Source organism: Bacillus swezeyi, assembly GCF_001969815.1.
Lineage (GTDB): Bacteria > Bacillota > Bacilli > Bacillales > Bacillaceae > Bacillus > Bacillus swezeyi.
The window spans coordinates 359,860-374,464 of sequence record NZ_MRBK01000004.1 but is presented as its reverse complement, the minus strand read 5'-3'; the positions used below and the strand labels follow the sequence as shown (position 1 = coordinate 374,464).

12 protein-coding genes and 1 riboswitch are annotated in these 14,605 nt (G+C 42.9%); of the genes, 5 read left to right on the top strand and 7 right to left on the bottom strand.

Annotated elements, in window-relative coordinates; all coding sequences use genetic code 11:
• Positions 1-4: 4 nt before the first annotated feature.
• From BTA30_RS04625 to BTA30_RS04615, 3 genes are all read left to right on the top strand, one after another.
• A complete protein-coding gene (locus BTA30_RS04625) occupies positions 5-1,435 on the top strand; it encodes an alpha/beta fold hydrolase (protein WP_076759849.1) in 1,431 nt (476 codons plus the stop codon).
• A gap of 11 nt (positions 1,436-1,446) precedes the next feature.
• Entirely contained in the window at positions 1,447-2,577 is a 1,131-nt protein-coding gene (locus tag BTA30_RS04620; protein WP_076759846.1) for a hypothetical protein, read from the top strand.
• A 256-nt stretch (positions 2,578-2,833) separates the two neighbouring features.
• The gene (locus tag BTA30_RS04615; protein ID WP_239693601.1) at positions 2,834-3,799 is read left to right on the top strand and encodes a hypothetical protein; all 966 of its coding nucleotides are present in this window, start codon (positions 2,834-2,836) and stop codon (positions 3,797-3,799) included.
• Between the two features lie 82 nt (positions 3,800-3,881).
• Here BTA30_RS04615 and galE read toward each other — a convergent pair whose 3' ends face one another.
• From galE to BTA30_RS04590, 5 genes are all read right to left on the bottom strand, one after another.
• The gene (galE, locus tag BTA30_RS04610; protein WP_076759843.1) at positions 3,882-4,880 is read right to left on the bottom strand and encodes a UDP-glucose 4-epimerase GalE; all 999 of its coding nucleotides are present in this window, start codon (positions 4,878-4,880) and stop codon (positions 3,882-3,884) included.
• Between the two features lie 28 nt (positions 4,881-4,908).
• Positions 4,909-5,907, bottom strand: coding sequence for a glycosyltransferase family 2 protein (locus tag BTA30_RS04605; protein WP_083696873.1), 999 nt, complete (start codon positions 5,905-5,907; stop codon positions 4,909-4,911).
• On the bottom strand, positions 5,907-8,126 hold the full coding sequence (locus BTA30_RS04600) for a glycosyltransferase family 39 protein (protein ID WP_076759841.1): 2,220 nt from the start codon (positions 8,124-8,126) through the stop codon (positions 5,907-5,909). Before BTA30_RS04600 ends, BTA30_RS04605 begins: the two co-directional genes overlap by 1 nt.
• Before the next feature lie 141 nt (positions 8,127-8,267).
• Positions 8,268-9,398, bottom strand: coding sequence for a 5-methyltetrahydropteroyltriglutamate--homocysteine S-methyltransferase (locus tag BTA30_RS04595; protein ID WP_076759839.1), 1,131 nt, complete (start codon positions 9,396-9,398; stop codon positions 8,268-8,270).
• A gap of 81 nt (positions 9,399-9,479) precedes the next feature.
• Positions 9,480-9,589, bottom strand: a riboswitch (SAM riboswitch).
• A 100-nt stretch (positions 9,590-9,689) separates the two neighbouring features.
• Positions 9,690-10,241 carry a hypothetical protein gene (locus BTA30_RS04590; RefSeq protein WP_076759836.1) on the bottom strand — a complete coding sequence of 184 codons (552 nt, stop codon included), beginning with the start codon at positions 10,239-10,241 and terminating at the stop codon, positions 9,690-9,692.
• A gap of 351 nt (positions 10,242-10,592) precedes the next feature.
• Between BTA30_RS04590 and BTA30_RS04585 the strand changes: the two genes are divergently transcribed.
• The gene (locus tag BTA30_RS04585) at positions 10,593-11,264 is read left to right on the top strand and encodes a DUF3298 and DUF4163 domain-containing protein (RefSeq protein ID WP_076759834.1); all 672 of its coding nucleotides are present in this window, start codon (positions 10,593-10,595) and stop codon (positions 11,262-11,264) included.
• Positions 11,265-11,370: 106 nt separating this feature from the next.
• Here the strand turns inward: BTA30_RS04585 and BTA30_RS04580 are convergent, their stop codons facing one another.
• Both BTA30_RS04580 and BTA30_RS04575 read right to left on the bottom strand, forming a co-directional pair.
• Complete coding sequence (locus BTA30_RS04580; protein WP_094777289.1) at positions 11,371-11,901, bottom strand: chorismate--pyruvate lyase family protein; 531 nt, start codon at positions 11,899-11,901, stop codon at positions 11,371-11,373.
• Positions 11,902-12,098: 197 nt separating this feature from the next.
• Positions 12,099-13,073, bottom strand: a complete 975-nt coding sequence (locus BTA30_RS04575) for a LacI family DNA-binding transcriptional regulator (RefSeq protein WP_076759832.1) — start codon at positions 13,071-13,073, stop codon at positions 12,099-12,101.
• 232 nt (positions 13,074-13,305) lie between these two features.
• Here BTA30_RS04575 and BTA30_RS04570 point away from each other — a divergent pair, with 232 nt between their 5' ends.
• Positions 13,306-14,604, top strand: coding sequence for an ABC transporter substrate-binding protein (locus tag BTA30_RS04570; protein ID WP_076759829.1), 1,299 nt, complete (start codon positions 13,306-13,308; stop codon positions 14,602-14,604).
• The last annotated feature ends 1 nt before the right edge of the window (position 14,605 follow it).

Sequence of the window (14,605 nt, the reverse complement as noted above, 5' to 3'; positions counted from 1 at the left end):
AGTTATGGCATATTATAATAGAGAGAAAGAAATCACAAACATTCTCAAAACCCACGAAAGAAATGCGAACCGGCTGCTGCAGAAAGCCCAATCAAGCCGTTTGCTTGAAGCTTTTAATACAATATGGGTATCGATTGAAAATAAAGAACTGCCAGTACCTATATCAAGCAATGTGATGACCTTTAACGCCGATGACATAAAATCTGAAATCGATGAATGGATAAAAAATTTGAAAGAATGTCAAGAAAATGCCCAACGCAAGTTTGAGTCGATGGAAGACCCGTCGCCCGATGACTTAAGCAAACGCAACAATATTACGAGTGACGTCGTTGTTTTAACTAGCCAATACGAAAATCTAAAAAATAGCATTGATCAGGTAGAACAAGATTTCAACAATTCCGTCCGCACCCACCGCGCCCCAATGCGCGAAGCCTTGACAGATATCTCAATCTTGTATAATTCAGTTAATCATGTAAAAGGCGATTTTTCTGATTATAAGAATGTTTCTGTTTATGTGCATGGGATTGAGGATAGTGGAAATGGTTTTTATAAAAGTGTTAAAAAAGCTGCGCAAAAAGGAGATCTTATCGTCCGTATTTCAAAAAATGAAAAAGACGAATATGTTTATGAATATTATTATATTGATAAATATGGAAAAAGGTATACAAAGGGAACCTATGAAGAGATAAAAGATCTTGAATACTTTAACACAAACGGTCGTCTCCATATTGTTTATGACACAAATGAACCAAATGAGCATCGGCAAGCAACAAGTGATGACTTAGCAGAAAAGCTCAATGAGATGGGGCTGATGAATGAGGAGACAAAGGTCGATATGTTCGGCCACAGCTACGGCGGGAGAAGATCGCTGCAATTTGCGATGGATTACCCTGACCATGTTCGAAGCATCACAACGATTGGAACCCCATATGATACAAATATTCTAGGCTCACAGGCTAACAAACATCGCTGGCTTGCTGACAAAGCGGCTGGAAGGGATACTACGAACACGAGTGATTATTTAGATTTTAATGAAGAGAACAGAAACAATGATGATGGAAAGGACTACAGTAATGCTTATACAGATATGGACAATGAGGCGATGAATGAGGATATTAATCATTTAAAATCTGCCAATTCTGAGATCTATCAAAAGCTTCAGAAAATGGACATTACCGCTGCGGCGGGATACAGAACAGAGGAAACTGTGAGTTTTTCCCCTTACTATACCGCAAGCGGAAAACATAAAATAAGCAGCGATGATATCGTTTCAGTCGAAAGTCAATACGGTGACATATTAGGCGATCTCATTGATGAAAAGCCAGAGTTCGAAGTGGAAGGTTCTGGTATTACTGATCCTGGACATATTTATGAAGTTGAAGACTCTGAATTTGTCGACTTGATTCAAGAGGTTAATAAAAAAGAAGCGGAATAGGAGCAGTTTCAATGATAAAAAAAAGGTTTATGAGTATAGGTGTTTTAATAGTATTCTTGCTGGTTATCACTGGCTGTGGCAAAGATAATGTTCAGGAAGTCATCTATAAAAAAGGATTACCAAAAGACAGTCCGGCATTTAGAGAATTTATGAGACATGAACTTGATTTAGCGACAGATGCAACTTTGAGTTATCAAGGCCATACATATACGATCATGCGCAGTGATAAAAAAGGGCTTCGGTATTATCAATATACGGATGAAGAACTAGAGGATTTTTACAGGCCTTTTCTTTCGGCTAAAAAATATCCTGCAACAAAATTATATAACTTGAAAACAACTGAATTTCTAAATAAAGAAAAACTCATTCACAATAAAATTGAACATGATCTTCCGGAGATGTCATTAGATAAAAAGAATGTCCTAGAAGTGAAAACAAAAAACGGAGAAAAAAAATTTGAGTTTCCATCAGCCAAAGGCAAAAAAGTACATCTGGCGCTAGAAGCAATTAGTAAAGACAGTTTGCTGATAAAAGTAGAAGTATATGAAAAATTAAAAAGTGGTGACTTAGGAGACAGACAAATATATTATCTTTTTTTAAAAAGAGATTTTTCAAAACACCGGATTGTCAAAGAAGAGGAATTAAATGCAACAATTGAGTCCGGGAAGTTAAAGGAATACTTCTCCGTCTTTCCAAAAGTGGTGGAGGATGGGTCATACCTTAAGTTATTTGATAAATACATTTTTGAAAAAAAGACCAACAAAGTCAAGACAATTAAAGACACTGATATTCTAAGCGAAGATGGTAAGTATGTTTATATTAATGGAGCAAAAGAAAAAGAAACAAATGTCATGGCTGATGGTATTCAAAAGATACAAACAGTAGAAAATTATCTTAAAGGAAATGATAAGTATGAAGCGCAATTTAAACTGGATTTTAAACAAATTGCGAAAGAGATGGAATTTAACTCTGGCAAGGCAAGGATAGCTGATATTCATTATTTTAATGAAAATTATGTAGTTTTGAATATTTCCTATCATGGGAAGACAATTGGTACAGCAGGATCCCTTAATGTACTGCTTGATTTTCAAAAAAACAAAAAACAGCCGACCGCTTACTTAGTTGATTTAGGAATTGAATAGTGGGACTGAAAAATTTTTGTTCAGTCCCGGCAGGTCTCAAAGTTGGGGCAAGCTGTCTAAAATCTTTGGTTATTTAATCAATTAAACGGGGGACAAAAAAAGAATAGGCAACAATTTAATGAAGAAAAGAAAGTTTATATATTTAGGCATTTTCATAATATGCTTGCTGGTGATCACCAACTGCGGAAAAGACGATGATGCATTCATATATATATAAGGATATCCAAAAGAAGACAGTTCGGCATTTAAAGAGTATATGAGAATTGAAAGTGGATTAGCGGGCGATGCGACGTTAAATTATAAAGATCATAAGTATACGATAATGCGCGGTGGTGTGGATGGGCTTCGGTATTATCAATATACAGATAAAGAGCTTCAGGATTCATATGAGTCGGTTTTTTCAGCTGATAAAATGTTTCACTCTCACGTAAACAATAGCAAGTTTTTGGATGTCAAAGGGCCCATTTGCTATAAAATAGAACGTCATCTGCCTGATTTGCGGTTGGATCATAAAAATATGCTGCAAGTGCAAACGGAACTAGGTGAAAAAAAGATAAAGCTGCCCATAAAAGCAACAGCAGATTCTGAAAATATTTATCTCTATCTTTATGCTGTTGATAAGAAAAACATGCTGATCGGAATAAAGGATTATACAGGTTATACAGGCGAAGGAGATGCAAAGACATATTATTTATTTTTAAAACAAAATCTCTTAAAATACCAAATCGTCAAAAAAGATGAATTACCCGCAACAATCGAGTCCGGAAAATTATATGATTACCTGTCTGTTTTTCCAAAAGTGACTGAGGAGGGGTCATATCTACACTTATTTGATAAATACATTTTCGAAAAAAAGACAAACCAAGTCAGAAAAATCAGTGATGATGATTATTTAAGCGAAGACGGCAAATATGTATATCTCAACGGGGCTGAAGACAAAGATGTCATGTCTGAAGGTGTCCAGCACATTCAAACGGTGGAAAATTATCTAAAAGGAAATAATAAGGATGAAGCGCAATTTAATTTGGATTTTGAAGAAGCTTTTGACGGAGCAGATTTGAAAGTGAAAAAAGTCGATTCAGCTAAAATTAAATATTTTAATGAGAATTATGTGGCCATCCATTTTTCATATGATTTCATCTGGTTTGGCTCGGGATATATTGACATGCTGATTGATTTGCAGGACAAAAAACAGCCGACTGCTTACTTGATTGATTATTAGTGATTAGATTTTGATTTACAGCATTCATCATGAATAAAAAACTGCACCTCCTATTGCTAACCATTGGGGTGCAGTTTTTTATTTATCCCTGTCTCACCTTATGCTGCGAATATCCATATGGATTGGCAGAATGCCAGTTCCAGGCGTCGCGGATGATGGCGATCAGGCTGTTGTGTTTCGGGGTCCAGCCTAATTCCTTTCTGGCGCGGGAAGAGGAAGCGATCAAGGCATCTGGGGCGTCTGTGCTGTCAGCGGATGGTGTGACGGGAATGAGGCCGATGCCTGTGACATACTGGGCGGCCTGGATGACTTGTTCGGCTGAATAGCCTTCGCCATAGCCGAGATTGAATGTCCGGCTCCCTTTTCCTTGCCGTAAATGGTTGATGGCGAGAACATGGGCTTCGGCGAGATCCTGGACGTGGACATAATCGCGAATCCCCGGCGTGCCTGCTGTCCTGTCATGTTTTGTTCCGAATGAGTTTTGGCCGATCGAGGCACACAGAACATTTGAAATCAGATGCGAATCATCCGTGCGGTCTTCGCCGATCGCTGCGGATGGATGAGCCCCTCCCACATTGAAGGAACGGAGAATCACATAGTTGAGGCCGTACGCTTTTTCCGCTTCCATCAGCATATTCTCCATCAGCCATTTGACTTTTCCGTGGGGATGAACAGGCTGTGGTTTTGATTCCTCTGTAATCGGCACATCTTTTGTGCTGCCGTAGACGGTCGCGCTTGAAGCAAAGACGATCTGCTTGACCGCGAATTCTTTCATGACGTCTAGCAGTGTTTCCATCCCTGCGATGTTTTCGTTGAAAGAGGAAAACACGCGATTTGACTGGGTTGAAATAGGAGAAGCTGCGAAATGCATCACCGTTTCGATGTCCTCGTTTTCGAATACCTGCCTGAGAAAATGCCGGTCCCGGATGTCGCCTTTGTAAAAAACGGCTTCAGGGTGGACGGCTTCTGCATGTCCGGTTGCCAGGGAGTCGACAACGACGGCTTTTTCATTTTTCTCAATTAATGTGTAAACGGCATGGGAACCGATATAACCGGCTCCCCCGACAACGAGTATACTCATCGAAATCTCTCCTTTTGGTTCTTAGTTGCTATATGATATGACGCTGCGGGGCGACAGGCCGTCTTTGTTCTTCAAATCCGTATTTTTCATCTACAATATAGAGCGGCCGGTCTTTCACTTCGTCATAAATGCGGCCGATGTACTCGCCGACCGCTCCGAGGATGATCAGGATGAATCCGCTGAACAGGCACTGCAGAATAATCATCGATGACCACCCGGTAATGGTGCTTGTCGTAAACAGCTTCAGGCAGACGACGATAAAAGCGTATATAAAGCCGATCGCTGACAGCGCGATGCCTGAGTAGCTTGCCAGTTTCAGAGGCTGAAATGAAAATGAAGTGATGCCGTCGAGCGAAAGCTTCAGCATTTTTTTGAGCGGGTACTTCGTTTCTCCTGCAAGCCGCTCATGCCGCTCGTAATAGACGGCCGTCTGCTTGAAGCCGAGCCAGCTGACAAGCCCGCGGACAAACGGATTTTTCTCTTTCAGCTTGTTCATTTCATTGACGACTTTGCGGTCCATGAGCCGGAAATCTCCAGTATCGACCGGGATATCGACATCTGTGAGCCGTCTTAGAATGCGGTAAAACATGGAGGCTGTCTGCTTTTTGAAAAACGTTTCACCTTCGCGCTTCGTTCGAACGGCGTAGACAACATCAAAGCCTTGGCGCCATTTTTCAGCCATTTCCAAAATCAGTTCGGGAGGATCCTGAAGATCGGCGTCGATGACGACGATCGCCTTGCCGGCAGCATAGTCCGTACCGGCGGTGATCGCAATCTGGTGGCCGAAGTTTCTTGAGAAATTGATGCATTTGACAGCCGGATCGGACTGAGCCAGCGACTTCAGCATATGCATGCTGTCGTCGCTGGAGCCGTCATTTACAAAAATCAGCTCGTATGTTTCTCCGGTTGAATCCATGACGCTTTTCAGTCTCTCATAGGTGCCGTCGAGGACTTCCGCCTCGTTAAAGACGGGAACAACAATTGAAAATGTGACGGGTTCGTTCATATTGATCACCTTTCCTTTCATCAATCCAGCTCCGCTTTATAGAGCGTCTGATTTCCACCAGGTCCGCCAGACTGTGAACTGTCGTCTGAAGAAGAGCTGCTGTATTCGCTTTTTGAAATCTTCGTTCCGTTTTCTTTAATCCAGCTGGTGAGTTCCGAATTATCTTGGCCTCGGCCGCCGCCAATCATGAAGTATTTGACTTCTCCGTTTTTGACGAGCTTCTCAAGTTCATCAACAGTCAGGATCGGGTCGCTGCCTGAGAATCCGCCCATCGCCATCACAGCTTTGCCTGTTTTGATGATGTAGGAGGAAGCGGAATTAGAATTTGAGACCGCGAACAAATACTTTTCTCCTGTGTTGTTCTTTTCCAGGTAAGACAACAGTTCTTCATCGACTGATTCGCCGCTTCCAGGGCTGCCGCCGCCCGCTCTGCCTTGCTCAGACTTGCTGGAGCTGTCTCCGTTCTCGTTTTGGCCGCTTTGTTCAGGATCCATGCCAGTTGGAGCTTCATTGGCGTTTTGGCTGTTTTGCTCAGAGTCAGAATCTGTTGCTCCGTTTTGACTGCTGTTTTCATTGTTGTCTGTTTGGCCGTCTTGGCTTCCAAATCCAGGAGGTCCGCCGCCGTTGTTCATCTTACCGCCGCCGCCAAATGACTGCGCCGATTGAGGACCTGCTTGCGGTATCATACCGTTCACCCCGTCAGCGAGAGTTGCCGTTGTCCAGTAAAAAGGACCGATCAGCATCCCGAGAAGTGCTGCAAGTGATACATAATAGCTGAATGACTTTCCTTTTTTAACAAAGAAGAGAAGACAGCTTGTGACGATTCCGAAAGCACCGATGAGAATACTCCAAATGATGCCGATGTCGCTGATGTAAGGATTCAAAATATATAATTCAAATGCAGTTGTCAGCAAAATGCCGATTGGAAGCAGCCATTTTTTCCAGCCGCTTTCCTCTTGGTAGAGGCGGACCAGTGACGTCCAGCCTGCACCAGCCAAAGCGGCAATCGGTGCTGCCAGCATGATCAGATAGTAATGGTGGAAGAATCCCGCGACGCTGAAGAATGCAGCGACCGGCACAAGCCACATCGTCCAGAATATCGTTTCATTCGTTGTGTCATTGAATTTTCTTTGACCGCGAAGGCCTGTAATCAGTAAACCGATAATACCGAATAATACAAACGGGATCAGCCAGCTTGCCTGACCTGAAAGCTCAGATTGGAACAATCTCAGCGGTCCCGGTGTACCTGTGCCGAAAGAGCCTGCACCATTTCCGCCGCCTCCGCCGCTTTGAACATCGCCTTGTTGACCGTCCGGTCCGCCAGCAGGCATCTCGCCTCCGCTTGGCGGAGTCATTTGTTCATTTGATGAGTCTGAACTGTTATCGGAACTGCTGTTTTCCTGCTGCTGGTTCTTTTGATCTTGATCAGAAGAAGCGGCTCCCCCGCCTCCGCCATTTTGTCCGGTGAGACGCTGGATTCCGTTGTAGCCAAAAGCGAGCTCAAGTACAGAGTTGGTTTGGCTGCTTCCGATATAAGGCCGCGAACTCTCCGGCTGGCTGTCGACGATGACTGCCCAGGAAACGGAAACACCTGCCAGGACAATGACTGATGTTATAAGAGATACAATTTTTTTGCGAATGGTCGTCTTAGCTGCAATCAGATAAAATAGCAGGAATGCCGGTAACACCATATAAGCCTGCAGCATTTTCACGTTAAAGCCGACGCCGACCATAAAGAAGGATGCGATGAGCCACAACATTTTTCCTGTGCGGACTGCTTTAAACAACATCCAGGTTGCAAGCATCAAACAAAGGACGAGAATGCTGTCAACGTTGTTTGTGTGGCTGACTGCAACGGCAATCGGTGTACATGCCATCACGAGAGCAGCAATTCTTGCCGCCGTTTTTCCAAAGGTCGGTTTTACAATAAAGTACAAGAGTGATACAGAGATCACTTCAGCAATCGCTTCGGGCAGAACGACGCTCCATCCGTGCACGCCGAATACGAGAGCGAATAGTGTTTGAATCCATAATGCTACAGGCGGTTTATCAACAGTTACAAAGCCTGCCGGGTCAAAAGATGCGTAAAAGAAGTTATGAAAGCTTTGGGTCATACTTTCCACGGCCGCCGTATAGTAGGCGTTGTCTGTGTCGTTATTCCAGATTCCGTAAAGATTTAAACCTGCGGATAATACGAGAATCAAAATTAGGAATATATCAATTTTCCTTTTCTTTTTCATTATTCGGTCACCTCACTTAAAAGCATTATAGAATCCAAATATGATCAAACTATGAACAAATCAAGAAGGATTTTTAAATTGTAAAAGTGGACAAAAAAAGAGACATACCTAAGGAAAGGTATATCTCAAAGTGATCTGAATTTATTTCCACACATCTTCTGCAATCTCAATCACATGGCGCAGCTTCTCCCACTGCTGCTCTTCAGTCAGCAGGTTGCCTTCTTCTGTAGAGGCGAAGCCGCACTGCGGGCTCAAACAAAGCTGGTTCAGATCAACATAGCGTGAAGCCTCTTCAATGCGCCGCTTAATCGCATCCGGACTTTCAAGCTCCCCGAATTTAGATGTGATGAGGCCGAGGACGATTTGCAAGTCTTTCCGTTTCACGAAACGAAGCGGGTCAAAGCCTCCGGAGCGTTCATCATCGAATTCAAGGAAGAGTCCGTCAAGGTTTAATCCGTCGAAAATGGTTTCCGCCGCGGCGTCGTATCCGCCTGATGCCGCCCATGTCGAACGGAAGTTTCCGCGGCAAATGTGCATTGTTACAGTTAAATCATCGGGGCGTCCGTCAAGTGCTTCATTGATGGTGTTGGCAAAGGATTGACGCAGCTCATCAGGTTTGCGGCCGAAGGCCTTGATCTGTTCTTGCCCCTTTTCTGAGAAAAATACTGCCCAAGCCGTGTCATCCAGCTGCAGATAACGGCAGCCGGCATCATAGAATGCGCGGATTGCTTTTTTGTAAGCCTGCGCTACATCATGATTGAACTCATCGAGATCCTTGTATGCACTTTCTTCCAGCTTCCCTCTGAAAAACAGCATATTCGGACTTGGAATCGTCATTTTCGGCGTGTGGGTGCCTGCAATACTATGAAGAAATTGATAATCTTCAAGCATCGGGTGATTCGTAAAATCAAGTTTGCCATTTACTTTTATGCCGCGTGCTTTTGTTTTCGTATTGTGGAATTGAATGCCGCTTTCAGGTACATAGCCTTCAACACCGTCTAAGCCTTCCAGAAAATCAAAGTGCCACCAAGCCCGGCGGAACTCCCCGTCCGTCACGGCTTTCAGCCCGATCTCTTTTTGCTTTTCTACGATGCGCTGAATCTCTTCATTCTCAATCTCACGCAATTGTTCAGCGGTCATCTCACCGGCCGATCTTTGGAGGCGCGCCTTTTTAACAGGTTCTGACCTTAAGAGGCTTCCTACTTGATCAGCTCGGTACGGCCCCTTTTTTTGTGTTCGCGTTTCCTGTGACCACTCAGTTGATTGTGTCATGATCGATCCCTCTTTCTTTTTTTGTCTTTATGGACATAAAAAAGCTCTTCCCTATCAGGAAGAGCTTGATATACAATCTCCTCCTTATCTTCAAGAACACGAATATGCTCTTAAGGATTTAGCACCGTTCTGTCATAGACAGCGGTTGCCGGGTTTCACAGGGCCAGTCCCTCCACCACTCTTGATAAGGAAAACCTTTTTTATGCGATTTTTATAATAATTTTAATATTAATACTTTTTGTGAAAATGTCAATGGGTTTACTCAAAATCTTTCCTCATGCTGCAAGAGGTTTAAGCATCTTTCCATACAGCTTTATACTTTTTTTGATATTTTTCATTTTCTTCCTTTGAAACCAAATCTATTGCGATCTGCTTGATTTCTTCGGCATTTATCGCATCGTATAAATGTCTGAGGCCTTGAATGATATCAAATCGAATCAACGTATGATTTTTTTCTGGCAAGCAGTTGTTAAAACGTTCAACAAGATGATGCAGGACCATCTCTCGCTGTTCTGTCCCGGCCAAGCCAACCCTCCAAATCGACTGCAGACTGTGCCTTGCGATGACAAACTTCTCATCTTTTGTTACTTTCCATAATTCAGGGAAATTCTTCAAGATCCTTTTATCCGGATCACTGACCGCTAAATAAGAAAGGAATTGTGCTGCTCTTGATCTTTTATGATGGTCTTGATGATGAAGGTCTTCTATTAATTGATCCCAAACCTCATATGCCCAGTCCACTTCTTTTTCAGCGGCGGCTAGAATGTTTTGATAGGCTTCATACTGGATATTTTTATCTTTGGACTCCAGGTTTGCAAAATACGTCTGAATGAAATGGTCCATTTAAGCATCTCCCATTTTGAAAATTGTTGAGAAAAGATTAACTGATTTATTGGGTTTTGACAAATTGCTTTTTCGGTTCTTTTTCGACAGAGTGGGATACATGTCATTTTAAATGAGGTGTCCCAATGAATGGAGTCCCCATGAATAACCTGGATAAGGCATACGACATGCTGGAAAGAATTGAATACAGTACTTATACACGTGAAAGCGCTGGCATTTGAAGTGAATACTTTGGATATTTTTTAAATTTTAACTTAAAATAGAAACTTTTTCCCTTCGTCATCGGTCTAAAATGTGTACCTATTTTGAAAATGGGTAATATAAAAATGACACTTTTAAGGAGGCTGAATGATGAACAAAATGACATTTTTGAAAGCTGCCGGTATTTTGATGACAGGGCTTTTGGTTTTTACGATGTTTGGCGGGACTGCTCAAGCGGCAAATGGCAATAAACCGATGGTGACGAGCCATACATATAAAAATGTGAAGGAGCTGAAATATCCGCAGGTCAAAAACTTGAGCAGCAAATCTCTGCAAAACAAGATCAACAATGACTTCAAAAGATATATTGAACAGTCTTATCAAGATTATCTAAAAAATAAAAAAGGCGGTGAACAGCACGGTTATCAAACGGCGTACCAAACGTCTTTCGAGGTAAAATATCTGAACGACAAAAAACTGAGTATCCAGACGGCGAATTATGTATATTCCGGGGGAGCACACGGCAATACAGCTGTTCGTTCGTTCAACTATGATCTGAAAGCGAAAAAGCGCGTATACTTGACCGATGTCTTAAACAAGAAATCAAAGGTTGAAAAAACAAGAAACTACATTTATGACTATATTCGAAAGCATCAAGATATTTTCTTCCCTGATGTGAAGAAAAAAGATATCGTTCTTGGTAAAAATACGGCCTTTTATTTTACAAAAGACGGAATCGCCATCGTGTTCCAACAGTATGACGTAGCTCCATATGCCGCTGGAAACCCTGTAGTGCATGTACCGAAATCGGTTTTCCAATAGATATGAGTCCCTGTCCGCAGGGATTTTTGTTTTGAAAAGAGGTATGGAAGAGGAGATATGACAGAGGTATTCAAGAAGCGCTGCGCCATAACTGACGGGCGAAAAATCAGCCCGGTGTCAGTTCGCAGATTTTTTCTAAATCAAACAGCTCGCAGACATAGAAGATGCATTGCTGTCCGCTGATGATTTGATACTTTTTAAAAACATACTGCCGCTCTGACGAAACAGGTACAAGGTGTGAGAAGTGCTTTCCCAAGGATTCGCCCGTGCTGAAAATGTCACGACGCGATTCCAGTTCTGCAATGATTTTTCCAATGGGGAGTCTTTCTTCTTGCAAATCTTTTTTGATGGCGGGCGGCAATGAATTTGTTTTGACATAGACATAATTATAGGACAAATAATCATCGCCCGTTTTCAGGGAGGAGGTCCTGAATAAGATCTCATCATTGCGTTGAAACAGTCTCGCTTCTTCAGCCGGCAGCTTGTCATAATCGATATAGCTTTGCTGAAAAACCTCAATTTCGGCTTTGTCGCCGATCAGTGTTTCAATGGCTTTGGTTGTTGAACCATCGGTTTTGGTTAACATGTCTTTTACAAGAGAAGCAAGAGATTCAGGGAGAAAATGGCTTGCTTTCAACTAAAGGCACCTCCATACAAAATTAGAATTTTTTGAAAACTTGTATTTAAAGTTATCATGTGGAGGAGAGTTTGTCTAGAAATATAAGTTAAATTTTAGGTGAGTAATGTAAATTTTATATTTTTTACAATTGGATAGATGAGAATGTGTGTAGGAAAAAGGAGACGTCAGTGTCTCCTTTTCATTCTGCCTTTATTTTAAGTCGTCCCGCCTTCCAAAAGTTGTACAGGTAAATAAGTTTCCAGCGGCAAATCATCGAATTCACCTTCAATGGCTTTTGACAAAATCTCGATCGCCGTCTTGGAAATGAGTTCGATCGGCTGCTGGATGGTTGTCAATTCCGGAAGGATGGACTGAACAGCTTCCGTCCCGTCGTAGCCGATCACTTTTAATTGCCCCGGGATGTCTTTTCTGCGTTTTTTCGCTTCTGTGATGACTGTAGCAGCCATAAGATCATCGCTGGCAAAAATGCCGTCAGCTGCAGGCTGTTCATCAAACAGCTTTGAGATGACTTCCTGGTAATTCTGATGAAATGGGACTTCATATGTAATAGGCTGTCTCCCGTGTTGCCGCATCACATCTTCATATGCTTTTCTGCGAAGATTTGCCGGTGTTTTCAGCTCAATCGGCCCGTTGATATGGATGATGTGCCGGCAGCCTTTTGCAATTAACAGTTCCGTCGCTTTTTTCCCTCCGTCATAATTATCGGAGCCGATGACGGGAATCGTTTCCGATAAGTAATGATCAATGGCGACAATCGGCAGGTTTTGCCGATGATAATTTAAAATCCCCCTGTTGTAAGTCACGGCGATGACGCCGTCCACCTGATTTCGTATCAGCATTTCCAAGTATTTTTCTTCTTTGTCTTTGCGGTGTAAGCTGTTGCAAAGCAGCAGTTTGTAGCCCATGGAAGCGCAGATGCTCTCAATATGAAAGGCCAGTTCGCCGAAAAACGGGTTGCTGGAGTTTGGGATGATGAGCCCTATTAAATTGGTTCGTTTACGAAATAAAGAGCGGGCCAAATCGTTTGGAAAGTAATTGATTTCTTCCATCGCCCTGTACACTTTTTCCTTTGTTTTTTCGCTAATATAGCCGCGGTTATTTAATACCCGCGAAACGGTTGTTGGTGAAACTCCCGCTATTTTTGCAACGTCGTGAATGCTAGGCTTCATTCCCTTGTCCCCCTGCTTTTTACTGAAATGGCTTACAAGTCTCGTCACGCACTTATTTTAGAGAATCAGGCTGATATGTGCAAGGAAATGCCATGATTCTGGGAAACGGACCAATGTGAATGAATTGAAAAACATATGTCAACCGGTTGACATATGAAACCGGTTGACATAAAATTTATTTGAAAGCGCTTTTATTTTATTGATTGATGAAAAGTGGGGGGAAGTGACAAAGATGAAGAGTTGGCTTTTGGGAATTTTATCGTTGTTGCTGATGTTTGCGCTGTGGGGCTGCAGCAATAGCAAAAGCGCAAATAGCCGTGGCGGGAAAACGCTTACCGTGTGGGTGCACGTGTCTGACGATAGTGAAGAAGGAAAGGTTTATCAAAAGCGTGTGGACGCTTTTAATAAAAAGTACGCTTCTGAAAATGTCGAGGCCAAAATTGATTTCATCCCCAGAAGCGGAAACGGTGGCGGATATGAAGACAAAGTGAACGCGGCGCTGACTACGAACACGCTGCCGGATGTTATCACTTTGGACGGACCGAATACGGCGGCATATGCGAAATCGGGCGTTATTGCGCCATTGGATGAGTATATCAAAGACCAGGATGATTTGTTGCCAAGCATTAAACAGCAGGGAACCTACCAGGGAAAGCTATATGCGATCGGCGTCAGCGAATCGTCGGTCGGCATTTACTATAACAAAAAGATGCTAAAGGGAGCCGGCGTTGATTTAGAAAAGCTGCCAACGGTTGATGATCCTTGGACATGGGACGAATTTCTTGAGCTTTGCAAAAAGCTGAAAAATAAATACGACAAACCGGCCATCGATATGCAATTACAGTCAAAAGACGAAATGCTGACGTATGCGCTGTTGCCATTTGTTTGGTCGGCCGGCGGCAATATCCTTTCAAAAGATGGTAAGAACGCGGACGGGGTTTTCAACGACAAACCGACCGTTGAAGCGATGACGTTTATTCAAACAATGCTCAAAGAAGGCTATACGACCCGGACCCCGGTCAAGCAGGCTTTTGAAACGGAAAAATATCCGATGAAAATGAGCGGTGTCTGGACGGTAACCGACATGAAAACAAATTTTCCCAATGTTGATTATGGCGTGATGCCTTATCCCGTTTCCCCAAAAACAAAAAAGCTTATGTCCCCTTCAGGAAGCTGGCAGTTCGCCATGACACAGACATCTGAAAACAAGGAATGGGCGGCAAAACTGGTCGATTGGATGACAAACAAAGATTCCAACCTTGAATTGAGCCGTTCGATCGCCGCGCTGCCTGTGCGTTATTCATCAGAGAAAGTGCTGACAAAAGAATTCTCGGATGAAATGAATGTCTTCATGCAGCAGCTGAAAGAATCAGGGCATGCACGTCCGGTTACACCGGCATATCCGCAGGTGACACGTGCATTTCAGCAAGCGATCGATGACATCAGCTTCTATGATCAGCATCAGGATATTCAACAAGTGCTGGATACGCGTGCAAAAGAAATGCAATCAGCCATTGATAAGGCAAACTAGA